Origin of the sequence: Micrococcus sp. H39-S4, assembly GCF_027158145.1 — a bacterium.
In the GTDB taxonomy this organism is placed as follows: Bacteria; Actinomycetota; Actinomycetes; order Actinomycetales; family Micrococcaceae; genus Micrococcus; species Micrococcus luteus.
Genome location: NZ_JAPVLT010000016.1, coordinates 1 through 21054, shown reverse-complemented (window position 1 = coordinate 21054; position 21054 = coordinate 1). Strand labels below are relative to the sequence as shown.

General features: G+C 72.9%; 16 protein-coding genes. 4 read left to right on the top strand and 12 right to left on the bottom strand.

Going from position 1 to position 21054, the window contains the following annotated elements; translation table 11 throughout:
• Positions 1-10 precede the first annotated feature (10 nt).
• The 8 genes from O3T09_RS11485 to O3T09_RS11450 all read right to left on the bottom strand — a co-directional run bounded on the left by O3T09_RS11485 (position 11) and on the right by O3T09_RS11450 (position 9538).
• On the bottom strand, positions 11-697 hold the full coding sequence (locus O3T09_RS11485; RefSeq protein ID WP_020621739.1) for an ABC transporter ATP-binding protein: 687 nt from the start codon (positions 695-697) through the stop codon (positions 11-13).
• Positions 694-1749, bottom strand: a complete 1056-nt coding sequence (locus O3T09_RS11480) for a hypothetical protein (RefSeq protein WP_020621740.1) — start codon at positions 1747-1749, stop codon at positions 694-696. Before O3T09_RS11480 ends, O3T09_RS11485 begins: the two co-directional genes overlap by 4 nt.
• Positions 1746-2456, bottom strand: a complete 711-nt coding sequence (locus O3T09_RS11475; RefSeq protein ID WP_020621741.1) for a hypothetical protein — start codon at positions 2454-2456, stop codon at positions 1746-1748. Before O3T09_RS11475 ends, O3T09_RS11480 begins: the two co-directional genes overlap by 4 nt.
• A gap of 49 nt (positions 2457-2505) precedes the next feature.
• Positions 2506-2676, bottom strand: a complete 171-nt coding sequence (locus tag O3T09_RS11470) for a hypothetical protein (RefSeq protein ID WP_020621742.1) — start codon at positions 2674-2676, stop codon at positions 2506-2508.
• Positions 2677-3048: 372 nt separating this feature from the next.
• On the bottom strand, positions 3049-5154 hold the full coding sequence (locus tag O3T09_RS11465; protein WP_020621743.1) for an ABC transporter ATP-binding protein: 2106 nt from the start codon (positions 5152-5154) through the stop codon (positions 3049-3051).
• Positions 5151-6908, bottom strand: coding sequence for an ABC transporter ATP-binding protein (locus tag O3T09_RS11460; RefSeq protein ID WP_036339374.1), 1758 nt, complete (start codon positions 6906-6908; stop codon positions 5151-5153). The genes O3T09_RS11465 and O3T09_RS11460 overlap by 4 nt, the downstream gene beginning before the upstream one ends.
• Positions 6909-7270: 362 nt before the next feature.
• On the bottom strand, positions 7271-8539 hold the full coding sequence (locus O3T09_RS11455) for a phospholipase D-like domain-containing protein (RefSeq protein ID WP_036339371.1): 1269 nt from the start codon (positions 8537-8539) through the stop codon (positions 7271-7273).
• Between the two features lie 24 nt (positions 8540-8563).
• Complete coding sequence (locus tag O3T09_RS11450) at positions 8564-9538, bottom strand: acyl-CoA thioesterase (RefSeq protein ID WP_036316197.1); 975 nt, start codon at positions 9536-9538, stop codon at positions 8564-8566.
• A 120-nt stretch (positions 9539-9658) separates the two neighbouring features.
• Here O3T09_RS11450 and O3T09_RS11445 point away from each other — a divergent pair, with 120 nt between their 5' ends.
• Together O3T09_RS11445 and rlmC are read left to right on the top strand one after the other, a co-directional pair.
• The gene (locus O3T09_RS11445) at positions 9659-10267 is read left to right on the top strand and encodes a HEAT repeat domain-containing protein (RefSeq protein WP_020628173.1); all 609 of its coding nucleotides are present in this window, start codon (positions 9659-9661) and stop codon (positions 10265-10267) included.
• A 10-nt stretch (positions 10268-10277) separates the two neighbouring features.
• Positions 10278-11489 (top strand): 23S rRNA (uracil(747)-C(5))-methyltransferase RlmC, encoded by a 1212-nt coding sequence (gene rlmC, locus O3T09_RS11440; RefSeq protein ID WP_043282587.1) that lies wholly within the window; start codon positions 10278-10280, stop codon positions 11487-11489.
• A 16-nt stretch (positions 11490-11505) separates the two neighbouring features.
• Here the strand turns inward: rlmC and O3T09_RS11435 are convergent, their stop codons facing one another.
• Positions 11506-12096, bottom strand: coding sequence for a hypothetical protein (locus O3T09_RS11435; RefSeq protein ID WP_036316210.1), 591 nt, complete (start codon positions 12094-12096; stop codon positions 11506-11508).
• A gap of 286 nt (positions 12097-12382) precedes the next feature.
• On the opposite strand from O3T09_RS11435, the gene O3T09_RS11430 reads away from it, so the two are divergent.
• Complete coding sequence (locus O3T09_RS11430; RefSeq protein ID WP_269295556.1) at positions 12383-15760, top strand: beta-phosphoglucomutase family hydrolase; 3378 nt, start codon at positions 12383-12385, stop codon at positions 15758-15760.
• A gap of 128 nt (positions 15761-15888) precedes the next feature.
• Here O3T09_RS11430 and O3T09_RS11425 read toward each other — a convergent pair whose 3' ends face one another.
• The 3 genes from O3T09_RS11425 to O3T09_RS11415 form a co-directional block, all read right to left on the bottom strand.
• Positions 15889-17238: a sensor histidine kinase gene (locus tag O3T09_RS11425; RefSeq protein ID WP_020623969.1), complete on the bottom strand. Its 1350-nt coding sequence runs from the start codon at positions 17236-17238 to the stop codon at positions 15889-15891.
• Complete coding sequence (locus tag O3T09_RS11420; protein ID WP_036382382.1) at positions 17235-17900, bottom strand: response regulator transcription factor; 666 nt, start codon at positions 17898-17900, stop codon at positions 17235-17237. The genes O3T09_RS11425 and O3T09_RS11420 overlap by 4 nt, the downstream gene beginning before the upstream one ends.
• Positions 17901-18187: 287 nt before the next feature.
• Complete coding sequence (locus tag O3T09_RS11415; protein WP_020623967.1) at positions 18188-19642, bottom strand: L-lactate permease; 1455 nt, start codon at positions 19640-19642, stop codon at positions 18188-18190.
• A gap of 81 nt (positions 19643-19723) precedes the next feature.
• On the opposite strand from O3T09_RS11415, the gene O3T09_RS11410 reads away from it, so the two are divergent.
• The gene (locus O3T09_RS11410) at positions 19724-20878 is read left to right on the top strand and encodes a nitronate monooxygenase (protein ID WP_144820120.1); all 1155 of its coding nucleotides are present in this window, start codon (positions 19724-19726) and stop codon (positions 20876-20878) included.
• Positions 20879-21054 lie beyond the last annotated feature (176 nt).

Sequence of the window (21054 nt, the reverse complement as noted above, 5' to 3'; positions counted from 1 at the left end):
TCCTCCCGGTTCACAGCCGCACCACCTCGTCGGCGCGGGCGACGACGGCGGGGTCGTGGGTGGCGACCACCACGGTGCGCCCCTCGGCGGCGGCATCGGCGAGGGCGTCCATGACGAGGCCGGCGTTGTCCGGGTCGAGGTTGCCCGTGGGCTCGTCCGCGAGGACGACGACGGGCGCGTTCACGAGGGCGCGGCACACGGCCACCCGCTGCGCCTGCCCGCCGGAGACCTGCCCGGGCCGGTGGTCGGCGCGGTGGGCGAGGCCGAAGCGCTCGAGCAGCGCCCGTGCCCGGTCCTCGAGCGTCTGGCGCTCCAACCCGGCGTAGAGGCCGGGCTCCACCACGGAGTCCAGGATGGGGCGGGACGGGTCCAGCTCCGAGTCCTGGAACACGAATCCCACGGAGGTGGCGCGCAGGCGGGAGCGCTCCCGGTCCGGGCGGGTGGAGGCGTCGACGTCGCCGAGGCGCACCACTCCGGAGGTGGGCGTGAGCATGAGCCCGAGCACGTACAGGAGGGTGGACTTGCCGCGCCCGGAGGGTCCGGTGAGGGCGGTGACGGCGCCCGGCGTGAACGCGTGGGTGAGGCCGTCGAACAGCTCCTCGGCGGCGCGGGTGTAGGCAAAGCGCAGGTCCTCGACGGCGAGGGCGGCGGGGACGACGGGGGCGGCGGGCGTGCCCGGGGTGGCGGGCCCCGTCATCGGGTGCCGTTCAGCACGCGCACCTGCTCGCCGGCGTCCACGCCGTCCACGACGGCGAGGCCGTCGGCGGAGCCGAGGACGGTGACGGTGCGGTCCTCCGCGGCGCCGTCCCGGACCACCGTGACCGTCGCGGCGCCGTCTGGCTGGGTGCGCAGGGCGGACACGGGGACCACGGGCCCGGAGACGGGCGGGACCACGCTGACCTGGGAGAGCAGGGAGGTGGTGGCGTCGGCGGGCAGGGTGTCGCAGTCCTCGCCGCAGACCACGCCGCCGTCCGGGGCGGTGAGGGTGATGCGGATCAGGCCCTGCTCGTCGGAGGTGGACTCGCCGGCGACGGCCTTCCATTCGTGTTCGCCGTGGGGCACGGTGACCTGGGTGCCGGCCGGGATGAGGGCGGCCTGCTCCTGGTTGACCTCGAGGGCGAAGTCCGGTTGGTCGCCGGGGCGGGCCACCACGTTCTCGCCGCCGGCGAGGGTGGTGCCGACGGCGGTGGTCTTCGCGTCCACGCTGAGGGGCGCGGGGAGGGCGTCGAGGACCACGAGCTGGCCGAGCTCCACGGTGTCCGCGGCGGGGTAGCCGCGTTCGGTGAGCCAGTCGTCCCAGGCGTCCGCGGTGGCCTCGTCCCACGTGCCGGTGGCCTCCACCTTCGCGCCGGTGGCGGCGAGCATGCGCTGGAACGCGGCGACGTCGTCGCCGGAAGTGCCCTCCCCGAGAGGGCGCCACTGGGGAAGCTCGCCCTGGAGGACGAGCACGGGCTTCTGGGCGACGGCGTACAGCACCTCCCCGGCAGCCACCTCGCCGGACTCTCCGGCCCGGGTGACGACGCCGGTCAGCGCGTTCACCGCCGCCGGCGTCTGCTCGCGCGACACGGAGACGCCGAGGGTGATGACACGGCCGAGCTCCTGCTCGGCGACGGTGACGAGGGCGCTCGCGGCCGGACGCTGCTCGGCCTGAGCCGGAGGTGTGAGCGTGACCCGGCCGGCCCAGAAGGCGAGCGCGGCGACGGCCACGAGCGCAAGGACGAGGGCGGCCCAGCGGGCGGGGCGATTCATCCGGATGACCCCCAGAAGACATCCTGCGGCGGAAGCTCCGGGCATGTCTGCGCGACCTCGGCCTGGCGTTCTGCCGACACGCCCCTCATGCTGTCCGCGAAGGGCCACCACTGGTGGCGGCCTGGAGTGTAGAACGCGGAGACGAATGCCTCTTTGGAGGGGCGCGCGGAGGTGTCGACCGTGTAGCCGTAGGCCTCGAGACACGGGATGAGGTATTGGTCCCAGTAGTCATAGACGAGGCGGAGCTGCGGATCGGTCCAGTCCTGGGTGTAGCTCGGATCCACCGGGTGCTGTGCGTAGCAGGTCACGTAGGCCGCCTCGAAAGCAGACCTCTGGGACTCAGGTGGGGTGTCGATCTGAATTCCCCCGGTCGGACCGACCGAGTTCGGCCACCCGGCCTCGGCCAGGCATGTGGACACCATGCGGTCCGACTCGAGGGACGTGGCGTACCACCCGGAGCGCTCCACCTGAGGCGGCGCGGGCATTCCCGCCCCCTGAGCGTGCCGCGCGACTTGCTCACGGTAGGCGCGCTCCTTCTCCGCCTCCGTCGTCAGGAGGGGTTCGATCCTCTCGGTGGGAACCCACTGCGAGGCGTCCCAGGTCTTCTCGGCCGTCGCGGTGGGGGGAGCGGCGACCGTGGATGAACCGCCGAGGCCCGCAGACTCCCGACCGACGCAGCCGGTGAGGGTCAGGGCGACGGCCGCCACCAGGGCGGCCGTCGCAGGAATGCGTAATGAAGTCATCGGTGCCGGCGAGTCAGTACGGGTAGTAGCAGTAGCCGTAGGTGCCCGACAGGAGGAGTCCTGCGCTGCAGTCCTGCCGACCGGAGTCCGTCAGCGCCTGCGCTGGCACCGCACCGGAGACGGCCAACGGTCCAGCGACGGCCACGCCGGCACCGACCTTAGAAATCCGCTGCTTCATACCCATGTCGCTCCTCCTTATGGTTCACGCTCATTCGTGATCTGCGTCACACTCTATGAAGGTGCTCGCCCTGTGTCCAGAGAATTCTCGGTCGGTCCACAGACGTGCCCCACCAGGGAGTCAAGAGGGTCCTGCGCGTGACGGATGCGCAATCTCAGGGGACGAATGAGCGCGGCCACACCGGCAGGGGTGGCCCGACGATCGGGTTTCGATACTCCCGTCACCGCCGCGCGCCCTAGCCCCGTACACCTCCGGCTCCGGAGAGGTGCGGGCTCGTGAAACTCACCGGCACCTGGATCGAGAAGGTCATCGGGTGGTCCCGTGTCGCAGCGACGCCAGCGGCCAGTGGCTGGGCGCCGGCGCCATCCAGCCCCGGCCTCAGCGGGCGTCCTCGCGCGCGGCGGGCGCGCCGTCGTCGTCCTGCTCCTCCGCCTGTTCCCCGCCCTGGAACTGGCTCCTGTACAGCCGGAAGTACGCGCCGCGAGCGGCCAGCAGCTGATCGTGCGAGCCCTGCTCCACGATGTCGCCGTCCTCCATCACGAGGATGACGTCCGCGTCCCGGATGGTGGAGAGGCGGTGGGCGATCACGAAGCTCGTGCGGTCCGAGCGCAGCGCCGCCATCGCGCCCTGGACCAGCACCTCGGTGCGGGTGTCCACGGAGGAGGTGGCCTCGTCCAGGATCAGGAGCGAGGGCTGGGCCAGGAACGCACGGGCGATGGTGATGAGCTGCCGCTCGCCCGCGGACACGTTGGCGGCGTCCTGCTCGATCACGGTGTCGTAGCCGTCGGGCAGGGTGTGCACGAAACGGTCCACGTAGGTGGCCTTCGCCGCCGCGACGACCTCCTCGTCCGTGGCGTCGAGTCGGCCGTAGCGGATGTTCTCCCGGATGGTCCCGCCGAAGAGCACGGCGTCCTGGAGCACCATGCCGGTGGCGGCGCGCAGCTCGCCGCGGCTGACCGTGCGGGTGTCCACGCCGTCCAGCAGGATCCGCCCGCCGTCCACCTCGTAGAACCGCATGATCAGGTTGACCAGGGTGGTCTTGCCGGCACCGGTCGGCCCGACGATCGCGACCGTCTGCCCCGGCTCCGCCACGAAGTTCAGGTCCGTGATGAGCGGCTTCTCCGGCGTGTAGGAGAAGCGCACATGCTCGAACTCCACGCGACCGCGCAGCGGGCGCGGGAGGTGGGCGACGCCGTCGGGCCCGGGGATGGCGGAGGGCGCCGTTTCCCGAACGAAAGCGCTCTCGGAGGGCGCCGTTTCCCAAACGAAAGTGCCGTCGGGGGTGCGGGCGGGGGTGCCGTCGGGGGTCTCCTCCGGCTCGTCGAGGAGCTCGAAGATGCGCTCGGCCGACGCCACGCCGGAGATCAGCATGTTGGACATGCCGGCGATCTGCCCAAGCGGCTGGTTGAACTCGCGCGAGTACTGGATGAACGCGGTCACGGCGCCGAGGGTCATCTGCCCGTTGGCCACGCGCAGGCCGCCGACCACCGCGATGCCCACGTAGCCCAGCCAGTTCACCCACTGCATGATCGGCATGATCATCCCCGAGTAGAACTGCGCCGTGAACGCGGCCTCGTACAGCTCCTCGTTGCGCTCGTCGAAGCGCGCGGCCATGTCCCGCTGACGGCCGAACACGGTCACCAGCTCGTGCCCCGTGAACGACTCCTCGATGTGCCCGTTGAGCCGGCCCGTCTCCCGCCACTGCGCGGAGAAGAGCGCCTGGGACTTCTTGCCGATCACGCCCACCACCACACCGGCCACCGGCAGGGCGATCAGGGCGATGAGCGCGAGCTGCCAGGACAGCCAGAACATCATGCCGACGATGCCGATCACGGTCAGCGCCGAGTACACGAGCGAGGCGAACGCCTGCTGGAGGGCCTGCTGGACGTTGTCCACGTCGTTGGTGGTGCGGGAGAGCAGGTCGCCACGCTGCCCGCGGTCGAAGTGGCTCAGCGGCAGCCGGTTGATCTTGGCCTCGATGTCCTCGCGCAGGCGGAACACGAGGCGCATCACGAGGTCGTTGAGCACGCGGCCCTGCAGCCACATGAACAGCTGGGCCACGAGGTACATGGCCAGCACGATCAGGATCAGCCGGCCCAGCTCGGTGAAGTCGATCCCCTCGCCCGGTGTGAACGCCATGCCGGAGAGCATCTCCGCGGCCTGGTCCTCGCCCTGGGCGCGCAGCCCGTCGATGACCTGCTCGCGGCTCAGCCCGCCGGGCATCTGCGCGGAGACCACGCCGCCGAAGATCACGTCCATCGCCCGGCCCAGGACGTGCGGGGCCCACACGTTGAGCACGACGGCGACCAGCACCATCAGCGCGACCACCACCAGGCCCAGCTTCTCCGTGCGGAACAGGCTCATGAGCCGCTTCGCGGACGGCCAGAACGCCTTGGCCTTGCGGGCCGGCCCGCCGCCCCAGTCGTCGGTGGCGCCCTGCTCCTGGATCTCGAGGATCTCCTCGTCCGTCAGGTGCTCGCTCATGCCACGTCCTCCGCGGTCAGCTGGGAGTCCACGATCTCCCGGTAGGTCTGGTTGTCCGCCAGCAGCTCGGCGTGGGTGCCGCGGCCGACCACGCGGCCCTCGTCCAGCACGATGATCTGGTCGGCGTCGGTGATGGTGGCCACCCGCTGGGCGACGACGATCCGAGTCACCCCGGCCGCCGCGCGGTCGAGCGCCGCCCGCAGCCGCGCGTCGGTGGTGACGTCCAGCGCGGAGAACGAGTCGTCGAACACGAGGATCCGCGGCTCGGCCACGAGGGCACGCGCGATGGACAGGCGCTGGCGCTGGCCACCGGAGACGTCCGTGCCGCCCTGGGAGAGGCGCGAGTCCAGACCGGAGGCCGCCGTCTCTGCCTTGCCGGTGGTGCGGGCGCGCACGAAGTCGGCGGCCTGGGCCGTCTCGAGGGCCGCCCAGATGCGCTCGTCCGAGGCGTCCGGGGCCCCGAACTGCATGTTTTCCCGCACGGTGCCCGAGAACAGGTACGGCTTCTGCGGCACGAGGGCCACGGCCTCGGTCAGCTCGGCCCGGGCCAGGTCGGTCACCGGCACACCGTCCACGAGCACCTCGCCGGACGTCGCGTCGTACAGCCGCGGCAGCAGGCTGATCAGCGTGGACTTGCCGGAGCCGGTCGAGCCGATGATCGCCGTCGTGGTGCCGGGGGCGACGGCGAAGCTGACGTCGTCGAGCACCGGCGCCTCGGCGCCGGGGTACTGGAAGGTGACGTGGCGCAGCTCCACGGCGCCGTCGCGACGCGCGGGGGTCACCGGGCGGACCGGCTCAGCGAGCGTGGGGACGGTGTCCAGGACCTCGCCGATGCGGCGGGCGGAGATCACGGCGCGCGGGAGCATCATCATCATGAAGGTGCCCATCATCACCGCCATGAGGATCTGCAGCAGGTACTGCATGAACGCGGTGAGCGCGCCGACCTGCACGAGCCCCGCGTCCACGCGCTCGCCGCCGAACCACAGGACGGCGGCGGTGGCGAGGTGGAGGATCATCGTGATGACCGGGCCGAGCAGCACGAACAGCCGGCCGATCCGCACGGACGTCTCCGTCAGGGCGGCGTTGGCGTCCGTGAACCGGCGTGTCTCGTGGCGCTCGCGCACGAACGCGCGGACCACGCGGATGCCCTGGATCTGCTCGCGCATCACGCCGTTGACGTCGTCGATGTTGTCCTGCATCCGCTGGAACAGCGGCATGAGACGGGCGACGATCCACGCCACGATCACCAGCAGCACCGGCACGGAGACCCACACGAGCCAGGACAGGCCCGGGTCCTCGCGGATGGCCATGATGATGCCGCCGACCGCCATGATCGGCACGGCCACCATGAAGTTCAGGGCCATGAGGGTGAGCATCTGGACCTGGTTGACGTCGTTGGTGCCGCGCGTGATGAGGGTCGCGGCGCCGAAGCGGCCGAGCTCCTCCGCGGAGAACGCGTCCACGCGGGTGTAGACGGCGCGGCGCAGGTCCCGGCCGACGCCCATCGAGGCCTTCGCCCCGAACCACACGGCGGCGATCGCGGCGACCACCTGCACCAGCGCGACGCCGAGCATCACGAGGCCGATGTCCCAGATGCGGGCGGTGTCACCGCGGGCTACGCCCTCGTCGATGATGCGGGCGTTGAGGCTGGGCAGGTACAGCATGGCCAGCGTGCTGAGCAGCTGCAGCACGACGACGGCCGCGACGGCGCCGCGATAGCGCCGGCCGTGACGGCGGAGCAGGGTCCAGAGCATGGGGCTCCCAGGGAGTCGGGATGGGCGCGCGGCCGCGTGGGCTGCAGTGAGGTGGGCCGAAGGGGGCCGGGCTCATTGTGCCCCAGCCGCGGGAGGGCGCGGGCAGCAGCCGTCGTCGAGGGAGCGCCGGTCCCTCAGCCGGTGGGCGGGATCGTGCTCATCTCGGGCCCCTCGACGGTGAACCCGGCGCCGCACGTCGTCGTCGGACGCCCCGGGCGCACCCCGGACGACCGGCTGCCGAACCACCTGCTGGCGGACCCGCACGAGGACTGAGCGACGCCAGACGGGGGCGTGAGCCAGACGTTTCTGCTGCGGATCGGGCGTCAGAACCGCAGAAACGTCTGGCTCAGCGCCCGGGCCCCTCAGAGCAGGGGACGCAGCGGGACCAGGAGGACCTCGACCACGCGGGCGAGGCGGTGACGGTCCTTCCAGCGCGGGGTGTCGATCCGGACGGCCCGCTGGGCGTCGAGAGCGAAGATCTCCTCCATCCGGGCGGCGAAGTCGCGGTCCACGACCACCACGTTGGACTCGTAGTTGAAGCCCAGGGAGAGGCGGTCGACGTTGGCCGAGCCCACGGTGGACCAGATGCCGTCCACGGTGGCGGTCTTCGCGTGGATCATGCTGGCCCTGTACAGCAGGATCGTGATGCCGGCCTCGAGCATCTTCCCGAAGAAGCCGCGCGAGGCCCAGTCCGCCACGATGTGGTTGGAGTCCTCCGGCACCATCACCTGCACGTCCACCCCCCGCCGGGCCGCGTGCAGCAGCGCCTCGAGGACCTGCTGGTCCGGGATGAAGTACGGCGTGTTGATGAGGATGCGGTGCTGCGCCCGCTGGATGGCGTCGAGGTAGCTCAGCCGGATCGGGTAGACCAGCAGCGGCGGTTGGTTCGCGGCCACGGTGATGCGCGGGTCCCACGTGTCCGGGGGGCGCCAGGACATCTGCTCGCCCGCACGGTGGTGCGCGTTCCACTTGATGGAGATCGACTGGTCCAGCCCCCACACCGCCGGGCCGCGCTCGCGCACGTGAGTGTCCCGCCAAAAGCGGGCGTAGTCGTCGCCGATGTTGAAGCCGCCTGCGAAGCTGACCTCGTCGTCCACCACCATGATCTTCGAGTGGTTGAACCCGCTGTGTCGGACCACGCCTCGCCAGATCGGGCGGGCGAAGGCCGGCAGCCGGAACACGTGGATGCGCGGGTCCAGCTGACGGTAGAAGCGGGGCGGGACCACGAGGTTCCCGAACCCGTCATAGGAGACGTAGACCTCCACGCCGCGCGCGGCCGCCCGGTTGAAGGCGTCCATGAACCGCTGGCCCGTGGGGTCGCTCTTCCAGATGTAGGTCTCGAACTTGATGATCCGCTGCGCTCCGTCGATCGCGGCGATCATCTCCTTGTAGAGGTCCTCACCCGAGGTGAAGATGCGCAGCTCGGAGCCCTCCACGTGGGCGTCGAACACGCCGGGGTTCGGCGCGGGTCGGCGCACTCGGCCGCCGCGCTTGACCATGTCCACGCCGGTGAGCCCGGCGGCGACCGTCAGCGGCAGTCCCACGAGACCGACGCCCGCGGCCACGGCCGCTCCCCGGAGGAGACGACGGACCGGCAGGCGGGACAGGGACGGCAGGGACGGTCGACGCATTCGCTCAGTCTACTCAGGGCCCCGTCAGCGCGGATCGGTCGAGCGGCGCATCTCGGTCCAGGCCGCGCTCACCTCGGAGCGCATGCGCACGAGTTCGATCGCCGTCTCCTGCAGCCTCCGGGCGCTCTCGCTCTCGGGGATGTACTGCCGCACCCGCTGGGCCTGGTCCTCCGCGGAGACGTCCACCATGACGGCGATCGAGTGCGCCACCAGGCGGGACTCCGCCCCGGTGCGTCGGCTCGCGTAGACGCGCAGCGCCACATGCATGGACCGCTCCGTGGTGTTCACCAGGAGGGCCTCCACGCGCACGAGGTCGCCCACGTGGATGTTCCGCACGAAGCGCACACCGCCGCCGAACACCGCGACCACGGATTCATGTCCGGTCCAGCGGGCGGCGCAGACGGCGGCCGCCTCGTCCACCCAGCGCAGGATCGCGCCCGCGTTGATGGTGCCGCCCACGGTGGCCTCCGCGTTGGGGGCCAGGAACGCGAGGGTGCTCATCTCCTCGGGGGCCTCCCCGGGCGCGGGGAACGGCAGTCGGGCCATGCCGCGCTCGACGGCGCGGCGGGCCACGGTGGAGCGGCGGGCCTGTTCGTCGCGCTCGATCTGGCCGGGGGTCGAGGGCTCCCAGACCGGCACGGTCACGGGCACCCCGCCCTCCTCCGCGGCGTAGACCACGAGGGACGAGGTGGCGACCACGGGGTCGCCGTCGTCGTCGCGGATCTCCGGCAGCAGCAGGCGGGTCTGGACGTGCACCTCGGCGCCGTCCGTGTGGACCACGCGCGCCTGCACCACGGCACGGCGGTCCACCGGCACGGGGTGCCGGAACTGGGTGTGCCCCATGTAGCGGGCACGCACGAACGTCCCGGCCCAACTCGCCGCGACGGCGTAGCCGGCCTTCTCGATCCAGGAGATGACGGTGCCGGCGTCCACCAGGCCGGTGGGATGATCGAAGCTGTCCGCCCGGAATTCGAGGGCGAGGGCTCCGGGGGGTCTCATGCCGTCGAACGTATCACCCGAGTCCGGGCCCTGTGCGGCCGGTCACGCCCCGTCCAGGAGTCTGCGGGGAACCTCCCGGCCGCGCCCCAGGCGGGTCCGCGCACGGGGGACAATGGACCCATGACCGCCTTCGACCGTCTCCCCCTGCCCGCGGAGCCCCAGACTCCGCACGACCGCCTGCGCCGCCGCACCGAGGCCGCCGTCGCCGAGCGCGGGGAGGCCGCCGTCGCCGGGCTGGCGGTGCGCCTGATGACCGGCGCGGCCACTCCCGATGACGTCACCTCGGGCGCCGCCCGCGCCCTCACCGGCGACGACGGCGACCTCAGCCCCGCCGCGACCGGCGCCCTGGCCCTGATGCACGCGTGGCACCGCAGCGCGCTGCCCGCCCTGACCGGGGCGCTCACCGCCCCCGAGGCGGACGTCCGCTCGGCGGCCCACCTCGTGCTCGCCTCCCGCGCCGGCTCGCTGCGCCGCGATGCCGCCGTCGACCGCACCCTCGTGGACGCGGTGCGGGCCGGCTGTGCCGACCCGGACCCGGAGGTCCGCGCGTCGGCCGCGTCCGCACTGGGTGCCCTCGCCCGCCCCGAGGACCTCGAGTCCGCCCTGCCCGTGCTCACCGGCATGGTGATGGACGTGGACGCGGACCTGGCCGCGGCCGCCGAGCTGGCCCTCGAGCAGCTCGCGATCCGCCTGGACCGGCCCGGCCTGCGGGTCAGCCTCGAGGGCTGAGGCGACGCCCGTGCAGTGCCCCCACTTCGATGTCGGCGAGTGCCGTTCCTGCCCGCTGATGGGCGTGCCGTACGCCCGGCAGCTCGCGGACAAGCAGGCCGCGGTCCTGGCCGCGCTGGCGGACGCGCTCGATGCGGACACGGTCGTGGCTGAGCCGTTCGCCTCCGCGGAGGCGGGGTTCCGGAACAAGGCGAAGCTCGTGGTGACGGGGTCGGCGGCGGCGCCGCGGCTGGGCATCCTGGACCCGCGCCAGCACCCCCGCCATCACGACGGCGCCGGCGTGGACCTGCGCGACTGCGGCCTGTACGAGGCCGGCATGGAAGGCGTGTTCGACGCGTGCGCGGCGGCGGTGACGGCGGCCGGGCTGGAGCCCTACGACGTCGCCGCCCGCACGGGCGAGCTGAAGAACGTGATCGTGACGCTCTCCCCCGACCGGGAGGCGATGGTCCGGTTCGTGCTGCGCTCCGCCGACCGGCTGGACGCGCTGCGCGCGGCGGTGCCGGGGCTGCTGGACGACCTCGCGGCGCGCGGGACACCCGCCGCCGTGGTGAGCGCGAACCTGCTGCCGGAGCACGTGGCCCTGCCCGAGGGCGACGAGGAGATCGTGCTCGCCGGCGGGCCGACGCTCACCATGCGGCTCAACAGGGTGGGCCTGCGGCTGCGCCCGCAGGGGTTCTTCCAGACGAACACCGCGGTGACCGAGGGGCTGTACGCGACGGCGGCGGCGTGGGTCGCCGAGGCCGGCCTGCCGGCGTCGGCGTGGGACCTGTACTGCGGGGTGGGCGGGTTCGCGTTCCACCTGGCCCGGGCCGGCGTGCGCGACGTGTGGGGCATGGAGTCCTCCGCCGAGGCGGTGGCCGCGGCCCGGGAGACGGCCGCGGAGCTCGGCCTGGCCGACCGGGCGCGCTTCTCCGCCGGCGACGCCACCTCCGCGCTTTCGTTCGAGAAACGGCGGGCTCCGGAGGCGCTTTCGTTCAAGAAACGGCGGCCCCGCCCGGACGCCGTCGTCGTGAATCCGCCCCGGCGGGGCATCGGCGCCGAGCTGGCGGACGCGCTGGAGGACTCGGGTGTGCCCACCGTCCTGTACTCCAGCTGCAACCCGGCGACGCTCGCGCAGGACCTGGCCCGGATGCCGAGCTATCGGGTGGCGCGGGTGCAGGTGTTCGACATGTTCCCCCAGACCCGGCACGCGGAGGTGCTCACGCTGCTGACCCGGCGGTGACGGAAGCCGGGGCGCGTCACCGCGGGCTCCCCGCCCGACGGTTCCGCTTCTTCAACTCGACGAAGACCTGCAGCAGCGTCAGAGCCGACGGCGCGAGCGCGGGTTGCGTGAGCACGAGCGGTTGCGCACGGGTCAACCCGCCACCCTGCAACGGCCGTCCCGAGTCCCACCGGTTGGCCTTGCGCAGACCACCCTCGTTCCACAGCCGCTCGTCCACCTTGAGCGCCACCTTCATCGTGTGCTCCGACTCTGGCGCCACAGCACGGACTTCCTTCACGTCCGCCCAGTCCACGGACCAGTCCCGCGTCCACACCCGTCGCTCATCGAACGTGACATGCCGAGGCCGGAACAGACCCATCGTCGCGGCGGGAAGCACCGCCAACGCCAGCGCCAACCCGATGAACGACGCCACACGCCACACCCCGAACCCGGCCGAGACATCCTCCGGCGGCCGGAAGATCACCCACACGAACACCGCGATGCACACCACGACGATCAGCCACAGGAGCAACCACCGCGCCGGACGCACCCGCGCCTGCACCGGCAGACTCGCCAGGATCTCCTCCCGCGTCGCCTTCTTCCGCAACCGCGTCGGCTTCGCATCCATCACTTGCTCATCATCCAGTTCATGAGCCCTTCGCCCCCCGGCCATCTCCGCCGAGTGTGTCCTGCTCGTTCCCGGGCCACGCTTCCGGCGCGCGGGGGCACACGTCCGCCCCGTCGGCACGACCCTATTCCCGGAACCCACCGCGCCGCAGCGACATCACCGCAGCTGAGAACCGCTGTGATGTCGCTGCGGTGCGGTCGGCCGGAACGACGGCGCGCTCGCTGCGGTGAACATCGCCGCGGCACTCCCCGTGCGGCCCCACTTCCCCGCCCGTAGGCTGGTTCCCATGTCGCAGACGCTCACCCCCGCCGCTCCGCAGGACCTGAACGCCCGCCGTCACCGGCTCCGCCGCTACCGCGCCGTCATCTTCGACATGGACGGGGTCATCACGGACACCGCCGGCGTGCACGCGCAGGCGTGGAAGGAGCTCTTCGACGGGGCGCTGCCCGCCGTGGGCGCGCTGCCCGCCAACGCCGCCGTCGTCGCCGCGGACCCGGACGTGCTGCGTCCCTTCGACGCCGCCGCCGACTACCTGCACCACGTGGACGGACGCCCCCGCGAGGACGGGGTCCGCACGTTCTTCGCCTCCCGCGGCCTGCACGTCCCGGAGGCCGACGCCCCCGAGGCGGACGCGGCCCCGGAGCTGACGGTCCTCGCCCTCGCCGAGCGCAAGCAGGGCTACTTCGAGCAGGTCCTCGAACGCGACGGCGTCCGCGTGTTCCCGGAGGCCCAGGACCTGCTCGAGCGGCTGCGGGCCAAGGGCGTGCCGGTCGCACTGGTCACCAGCTCCAAGAACTCCCGCGCCGTGCTCACGGCCGGCGGCGTGCTGGACTTCTTCCCCGTGATCGTGGACGGGAACACCGCCGTCGAGCGCGGGCTGCCGGGCAAGCCGGACCCGGCGATGTTCTGGGAGGCCGCCCGGGAGCTGGGCGTCGACGTCGCGGACGCGATGGTCCTCGAGGACGCCGTCTCCGGTGTGAAGGCCGCCGCGGACGGCCGCTTCGGCCTCGTGATCGGCGTGGACCGCGAGCCCGATCTCGGCAAGGGCCGGCTCAAGGAGGCCGGCGCCCACCTGGTGGTCCAGGACTACGGGACCCTGCATCTGGAGGACCGCACCACCACCCCGTTCGACCCCGCGTGGGTGCTGCGCTGGGACCGCTTCGACCCGGCCTCCGAGGGCACACGCGAGGTGCTGTGCACCCTGGCCAACGGGTACTGGGGCACCCGCGGCGCTGTGCCCGGCACGCGCATCTCCTCCGTCCACTACCCCGGCACCTACATGGCCGGGGTGTTCAACCGGCTGACCTCGATGGTCCAGGGCCGGGTCGTGGAGACCGAGCACATGGTCAACATCCAGGACTGGACCCCGCTCGTGGTGACCCCGCGCCACGGCCGCCCGCTGCTGCCGGGCGAGGAGAACCTCGTGGAGTACGGCCAGGAGATGGACCTGCGCCGCGGCGTGCTCTCCCGCACCATGACCTTCGAGGACGAGCAGGGCCGGCGCACCACGGTCCACACCCGGCAGTTCACCTCGCTGGCCAACCGGCACCTCGCCGCGATCGAGCTGACCGTGGTGGCGGAGAACTGGTCCGGGGACCTCACGGTGCGCTCGAAGATCGAGGGCCGCGTGGCCAACCTCAACGTCTCCGACGACCGCACCCTCGCCAACCAGCACCTCGAGCCGGTCCAGGCCCGGGAGATCGACGGCGAGACCGTCCTGCTCGAGACCGCCACCAACCAGTCCGGCATCCACGTGGCCGTGGCCACCCGCACCCGCCAGGTGGCGCCGGTGGGCCACCACGAGCCCATCCGCCGCCCCGTGGACGGCTCGGACCTGGTGGTCGGCCAGGACATCCTCCTCCACGTGGACGAGGGCGTGCCGCTCGTGCTGGAGAAGATCGCCGCCGTCGCCACGAGCCACGACCACGCCAACGCCTCCGTGTGGGAGTCGGCGGTGAAGGACGTCCAGCGCGCCCAGAACTTCCGCAACCTGCTGACCCTGCACGAGCAGCGCTGGGGCACCAACTGGGACCGGTTCTCCGTGCGCATCGACCTGGCCGAGCCGTACCGGCATCAGCGCCGCTCCACGGCGGCGGAGGCCGGCGGCGAATACGCGCCGCCCGTCGTCGACGCCGGCCACTCGGCCCCGGTGGGGTCCGCGGTCCCGATGGGCAAGGACGGCGCGTCGCTGCGCCAGCAGCTCGCCCTGAACCTGCACACGTTCCACGTGCTCCAGACGGCCTACGGCCGCCGCCGGGACCTGGACGCCTCCGTGGGGGCACGCGGCCTGCACGGCGAGGGCTACCGCGGCCACATCTTCTGGGACGAGATCTACGTCTACCCGATGCTCACGCTGCGCCGCCCCGAGATCACCCGGGGCCTGCTGATGTACCGCTACCGGCGTCTCAACGAGGCCCGCGCCAACGCCCAGGCCGAGGGCTGGGCCGGTGCCATGTACCCGTGGCAGTCCGGGGCGGACGGCTCCGAGGAGACGCCCACCGAGCTGTGGAACCCGCGCTCGCGCATGTGGATGCCGGACAACTCCCACAACCAGCGGCACGTCTCCCTGGACATCGCCTACTCGGTGCTGCGGTACATCGAGATCACGAAGGACACGTCCTTCATCTCGGACTACGGCGCGGAGATGCTCGTGGAGATCTCCCGGTTCTTCATGTCCATGACCCTGCACAACGCCGTCACGGACCGCTACGAGATCCACGGCGTCATGGGCCCGGACGAGTTCCACGACGGCTATCCCGAGACCCCCGGCTCCGGCCTGCGCAACAACGCGTACACGAACGTGCTGACCTCGTGGGTGCTCGCGGAGACCGCCCGCCTGGTCCGCTGGCTGGACACGATCGACGACGGCCTGCCCGAGCTCATGGAGATCTCCGAGGAGGAGATCGAGCGCTGGGAGGAGGTCAGCACCCGCCTGACCGTGCCGTTCTTCGAGGAGGGCGAGGAGGCCGGCATCCTCGCCCAGTTCGAGGGCTACCAGGACCTGCTCGAGTTCGACTGGGAGGCCTACCGCGCCAAGTACGGGAACATCGGCCGCATGGACCTGATCCTGCAGGCCGAGGGCGACGCCACCAACCGGTACAAGCTCTCCAAGCAGGCCGACACCCTCATGCTCGGCTACCTGTTCTCCTCCGAGGAGCTGGACCGGATCCTGCGCCGCATGGGCTACGAGCTGCCGCAGGAGGCGTTCGAGCGGATGGTCACGTACTACGAGGCCCGCTCGACGCACGGTTCCACGCTCTCCCGCCTGGTGCACGCGTGGGTGGCGGCCCGCACGGACCCGGACCGCTCGTGGGACCTGTTCACGGAGGCCCTCGAGTCGGACCTCTCGGACACGCAGGGCGGCACCACCAAGGAGGGCATCCACCTGGGCCTGATGGCGGGCACCGTGGACACGGTGATCCGCTGCTACGCGGGCCTCGAGACGCGCGACGACGTCGTCCGGCTGCACCCCCGCATGCCCGCCCAGCTGCCCGGCGCCCGGTTCACCATCCGGTTCCGCCAGCAGCCCGTGGTCATCCAGATGACCCAGCGGGAGGTGACGGTGGCCGCGGGCGAGGGCATGTGGCACGACGTGCCGATGATCATCGCCGGCCGCGAGCACACCCTGTCCCCCGGCGAGAAGCTGACGGTCCCGCTGGGCTGAGGGCCGCCGTCGTCGGCCACCCCACCCCGTCCCTTTGGGGGCGAAAGTGGGCGGTATCCCGCGCGGATACCGCCCACTTTCGCCCCCGGACGCGGGAGGACGCGGGAGGACGCGGCTGCCGCCCCGGCTTAGCGCAGCGGCAGCTCGGCGCGGACCACCCAGCAGCCGCCCAGCGGGCCGGCCGTGAGGGTGCCGCCGAACACGGCCACGCGCTCGCGCATGCCGGCCAGGCCGAAGCCGCTGGCCATCGCGACCACCACGCGGTCGCGGCGGGGCTCGCCCTCGTCCATGGGGCTGGCGATGCACAGCACGAGGCGGTCCGCGCCCTCGAGCTGCGAGGTCAGGCGCACCGTGCCGCGGCGCGGGGCGTGCTTGAGGATGTTCGTCACCGACTCCTGCACCACACGCAGCACGGTCAGCTCCAGGGAGCGCGGCAGCTCGTCCAGCTCGGTCAGCGAGCGCTCGACCGCGAACCCGGCCGCGTGCAGCTGGGCCTCGAACTCGTCGAGGCGGGCCGGCAGGTCCACGACGGCGTCCCCCTCCGCCGTCTGCGCGTTGCGGGAGGAGCCGCGCAGCGCGGTGAGCATGCGGCGCAGGTCCACGAGGGACTGCCGGGCGGCCTCCTCGATGGCCTTCTCCGCGGCGGCCCGTTTGTCCGGGTCCCTCTGGGTGGGCAGCATGGCGGCCTGCATCGAGATCACGGTGAGCCCGTGCGCGACGACGTCGTGCAGCTCCGCCGCGATCCGCTGCCGCTCCGCCTCCGCGGCGCAGGCGGCGGCCTCCTCGGCCCGGCGCAGGGCCGCCTCGCGGTCCCGGGCCCGATGCCGGGATCGGCGGATCATGAAGGCCGGCACCGCCACGCACAGCGCGACGATGAGCGTGATGACCATGACGCCCTTGAGGCTGTCCTCGTCCGCCCACGTGCCGTCGGTGAGGACCTCGCCCGCGACGGTGAGCAGGATGAGGGCGCCCAGGGCGAACCAGACGAACACCCGGTGCGAGTACCGCGTCACCATGGCCGCGCCCAGGACGACCCCGCCACTGAACGCCTGCGGGGTGAGGTGCGCGTGGTCCGCCTCCACGAGGCCCACCAGACCGAACGTGCTCCCGAGCAGCACGAACACCGCCGCGAGGGTGGGCTGCCACCCGAACAGCAGCGTGACCAGCACGCTCGCCAAGAACAGGACCCAGCGCAGGAGCGGCTCCCGCCCCTCACCCGTCAGCCCGCCGTCCTCCTCGAGGATGCCCGCGAGTTCGGGGTCAGCGCTCAGCCCGGCGGCCACCGTGGGCCCCAGCACCAGGGTGAGGATCTCCCCCAGCACCATGAGCCCGACGATCACGTAGAGGACGATCCGCATGTGCCGGGAGACGGGTTCCGTGCGCAGGATCGCGGGCAGGCGGGAGTCCAGGGGAGACTCGGCGGGCGGGCGCGACGTCGCCGTCGTCGTCCGAGCCGGGGCGGGCGCCGCGATGCTCATCCGATGTCCACGAGGCCCGCGCGGGCGGCGCGGATGAGGATCTGCACGCGGTCACGGACCTGCCACTTGTCCAGGACCTTGCCGATGTGGGACTTCACCGTGGCCTCCGCGAGGAACAGGGCGCCGGCGATCTCCGCGTTGGAGGCGCCCTTGGCGAGCTCGCGGACCACGTCCAGCTCGCGCTCGGTGAGGCGCTCGTGCGGGGCGAGGGGCTCGGCCGGGCAGGGGTCGGCGTGCTCGGGGGCCGCGGTGACGGCCTCCACCAGGTCCGCGGCCACGCGGGCGGAGAACACGGCGTCCCCGGCGTGGACGCGGCGGATGGCGTCCACGACCTCGGCCGGCGGTGCGTCCTTCACGAGGTAGCCTGCGGCGCCGGCGCGCAGGGCGGGCACGAGGTACTGCTCGGAGGAGAAGGTGGTGATCGCCAGGACGCGCACGCCCGGGGCCTCGGCGGAGATGCGCGCGGTGGCCTCGACGCCGTCCATGCGGGGCATCTGCATGTCCATCAGCACGACGTCGGGGGCCAGCGTGCGGGCCGCCTCGAGGGCCTGGACCCCGTCCTCGGCGGAGCCGACCACCTCGAGGTCCTCGGCCTGGGCCACGAAGTGCTCGAGGGCGGTGCGCATCAACGCCTGGTCGTCGGCCACGACTACTCGGATCATGGCGTCCAGCCTAGGCGGCGCACAGGCCGCCGCGCGTCCGCCGAAGGTCGACGTCGGCCCCCGCCTCGGGGCGGACCGGGCCGGCTCCCGCGCCCGGCCGGCCACCGCAGTCCCGGCGCCTCCGTGGGCAGAACCCACAACCCCGTCGCCTCCGTGGGCAGAACCCACAACCCCGTCGCCTCCGTGGGCAGAAGAGAGGGCACTTCTGCCCACGGAACGCTCTGGCCTGCCGCTTCCGCCCACGGAACCGGGCCGCCCCACCCGGGCCCCGCTCCACCCCCCGCGCGTCACCGCGGCAGCAGGAACCAGCCCATCACGGCCATGCCGAGGATCCCGGCGAGCATGGCCGGCAGCAGCACCACGAACAGGTTCCGCCGCGTCACGGTCCAGCCGGGCATCTGCGGCGACTGCGCCCCCGCGGCCATGCCGTGGGCCACCTGGATGCGAGCGGGCCCGGCGACGATGCCCCAGCCGGCCGCCGCGTTGTGCAGGCCGTTGGACCAGGGCGGGGGGACGCCCAGCGCGGCACCCGTGTCCATCTGCAGGGGGCCGATCAGGGCCATGGCCCCGGTGTTCGAGGCCGTGATGAAGCCGGCGAACGCGCCGAGGAACGGCATCGCCACCAGGTAGGACTCCCCCATCCCGCTGAGCGCACCCGCGAGCGCCTGCGAGACCCCGCCGGCGGAGAGGATGAGCCCGAACGCCACGTAGAGCGCGTTGGGGATGGCGGTGCCCACCCACAGCTTCCCGGCCTCGCGGGGGACGCGGCGGCGGGCAGCGTCATCGAGGCGGAGCAGCTGCACGCCCACGCCCACCGCCACGAACGCCCACAGCGCCGGCGTCCCCACCAGGGCCGCCGCCCCCTCGAGTCCGAGGGCGCCCTTCACGGTGGTGCCCAGCACGGTACCGGCCATGAGGGTCAGATACGGCACCACGTCCCGCCCCGGCCCGGGCAGCAGCCGGCCGCCGCGGATCACGAGCAGCCAGGCCACGGTGAGCACGAACGTGGCGACGGCGCCCGCCGGCGCGGTGCCGACCACGAGGTTCGCCCCCAGGATCAGCGCCCACTGGGCGACCCCGGAGAGCACGGCGATGCCGAGCCAGGGCAGCGTGGGGGCCGGGCCGGCGTCGACTCGCATGCCGCGCGCCCCGCGCAGCAGCAGCACCGTGGCCACGCCCGCCACCAGGCAGGCCGGCAGGTTGAACACCGCGGCGGTGACCCCGATCTCCCGGAAGTCCAGGCCGAACAGGCGCGCGCCCATGAGCGTGCCCGGCGCCATGGACCCCCACGGCCCGATGGTGAGCGCGAGGACGGAGATCAGCGCGGACCGGAACGCCGTGTAGCCCAGGCCCACCAGCAGCGGAACGCCCACGATCAGGGAGACGCCGAACCCGGTTACCGTCTCGAGGAACGGGATGACGCCGTGCACCATGAGCAGCGCGGTCGCGATCGTGGGGCCGTTGCCCGCCGACAGCCACGCGGCCAGGCGCTCGTGTCCGCCCGAGTACTCCATGACGCGGGACAGGGTGATGCCGCCGGCGATGATCGCCAGGATCTCGAGCAGCGTGGGCACGCCGGCGCCGATCGCGCCGCCCAGGTCGCCCGGGGCCACGCCGAAGACCGTGAGGGCCAGCAGCACGGCCACGGCCGTCCCGGCGGCCGGGGCCACCCACGCGGGCAGCCGGGTGAGCAGCAGCACGAGGGTGAGCAGGATGGGTGAGAGCGCCAGCAACACCTCCACGGCGCACCCCCTCTCCTCGTGTACTGCGCCCCACTGTAGGCGCGGGGTGGGGCCGACACCCCTCCCCTTACTCTGGGGGTCATGACGCAGCCATCCCACCCCGACGACGTCACCCGCGCCCGCCTGATCCCGCCCGTGCCCGTGGCGGTGGCCCCGATGGCCGGCGGCCCCTCGACCCCGGAGCTGGTCGCCGCCGTCGTCGGCGCAGGCGGCGGCGGGTTCCTCGCCGGCGGCATGCGGACGGCCGCGCAGATGCGCGCGCAGGTGGACGCGCTGCGCGCGCTGCTGGGCGCGGAGGGGCCGGACCGCTGGGGCGTGAACCTGTTCGTGCCGGACGCGGTGAACACGGCCATCCCGGACGCGGCGCGCACGGAGGCGGCACGGTCGGCGCGGACGGCGGCCGTCGCCGCGTACCGGGCGGGCCTGACGGCCGACGGCGCCGCCGGCCTGCCCACCGCCGCGGACGTCGTCCCGGACCCGGACGCCGAACGGGCCGACTTCGACGCCCTGCTCACCGCCGCCGAGGAGCAGGCGTGGCCGCTGGTCTCCTTCACGTTCGGCCTGCCGGCCGCCGACGTGTTCGCCCGGCTGGCCGCCGCGGGTATCCCGGCCGGAGCCACCGTGACGGACGCGACCGAGGCGCGGGCCGCCCTCGACCACGGGGCCGCGTTCCTCGTGGTGCAGGGCCACCGCGCCGGCGGGCACCGGGGCACGTCGGACCCGGCCGCGGAGCCGACCCGCGCCGAGCTGCCGACGGTGCTGGCGGCGGTGCGCGACGTCGTCGGGACGGGGGCCGCGAGCGCCATGCCCGTGGTGGCCGCGGGCGGCGTGGGCACCGCCGAGGACGTGCGCGCCCTGCTCACCGCCGGCGCGGACGCCGTCGCGGCCGGCACCGCGTTCCTCCTCACCCCGGAGGCGGGCACCTCGGCGGCGCACCGGGCCGCCGTCGCGGCGTGTGCGGCCGGGACACGCTTCTCCGCCGACGACGGCCGGGCCCGCACCGCCCTGACCCGCGCCTACACGGGGCGGTGGGCGCGGTCGCTGGCCACCGCGTTCATGGCGGAGCACCCGGACGCCCCCGCCGCGTACCCCGAGGTCAACGTCCTGACGAAGGGGCTGCGCGCCGCCGCCGCGGCCGTCGGCGACCTCGAACGCGTCCACCTGTGGGCCGGCACCGAGGCGCACCGGGTCCGTGAGGCGCCGGCCGCCGACGTCCTCGCCTCCCTCACGCCCTGAGGACCGCCCCGGATCATCCCGCGGGCTGACGCCGGCCCCTCCGCCTGCGGCCTAGGTGTTGTGGGTCATGAGGTTCTTGACATGGGTACCGGGCTGAGATGAGACGAGTGGGCCTCTCCCGCAGGATGGAAGTTCCTACACCACCGACCTGCCAGAAGAGACCCGCTCATGACTCA

Bases quoted from the DNA above. Each gene is read 5' to 3' on its own strand.
- O3T09_RS11410 (WP_144820120.1), top strand. From the start codon at position 19,724: ATGACGCAGCCATCCCACCCCGACGACGTCACCCGCGCCCGCCTGATC.
- O3T09_RS11480 (WP_020621740.1), bottom strand. From the start codon at position 1,749: ATGAATCGCCCCGCCCGCTGGGCCGCCCTCGTCCTTGCGCTCGTGGCC.
- O3T09_RS11420 (WP_036382382.1), bottom strand. From the start codon at position 17,900: ATGATCCGAGTAGTCGTGGCCGACGACCAGGCGTTGATGCGCACCGCC.
- O3T09_RS11485 (WP_020621739.1), bottom strand. From the start codon at position 697: ATGACGGGGCCCGCCACCCCGGGCACGCCCGCCGCCCCCGTCGTCCCC.
- O3T09_RS11445 (WP_020628173.1), top strand. From the start codon at position 9,659: ATGACCGCCTTCGACCGTCTCCCCCTGCCCGCGGAGCCCCAGACTCCG.
- O3T09_RS11465 (WP_020621743.1), bottom strand. From the start codon at position 5,154: ATGAGCGAGCACCTGACGGACGAGGAGATCCTCGAGATCCAGGAGCAG.
- O3T09_RS11430 (WP_269295556.1), top strand. From the start codon at position 12,383: ATGTCGCAGACGCTCACCCCCGCCGCTCCGCAGGACCTGAACGCCCGC.
- O3T09_RS11450 (WP_036316197.1), bottom strand. From the start codon at position 9,538: ATGAGACCCCCCGGAGCCCTCGCCCTCGAATTCCGGGCGGACAGCTTC.
- O3T09_RS11460 (WP_036339374.1), bottom strand. From the start codon at position 6,908: ATGCTCTGGACCCTGCTCCGCCGTCACGGCCGGCGCTATCGCGGCGCC.
- O3T09_RS11470 (WP_020621742.1), bottom strand. From the start codon at position 2,676: ATGGGTATGAAGCAGCGGATTTCTAAGGTCGGTGCCGGCGTGGCCGTC.
- O3T09_RS11425 (WP_020623969.1), bottom strand. From the start codon at position 17,238: ATGAGCATCGCGGCGCCCGCCCCGGCTCGGACGACGACGGCGACGTCG.
- O3T09_RS11435 (WP_036316210.1), bottom strand. From the start codon at position 12,096: ATGGATGCGAAGCCGACGCGGTTGCGGAAGAAGGCGACGCGGGAGGAG.
- O3T09_RS11455 (WP_036339371.1), bottom strand. From the start codon at position 8,539: ATGCGTCGACCGTCCCTGCCGTCCCTGTCCCGCCTGCCGGTCCGTCGT.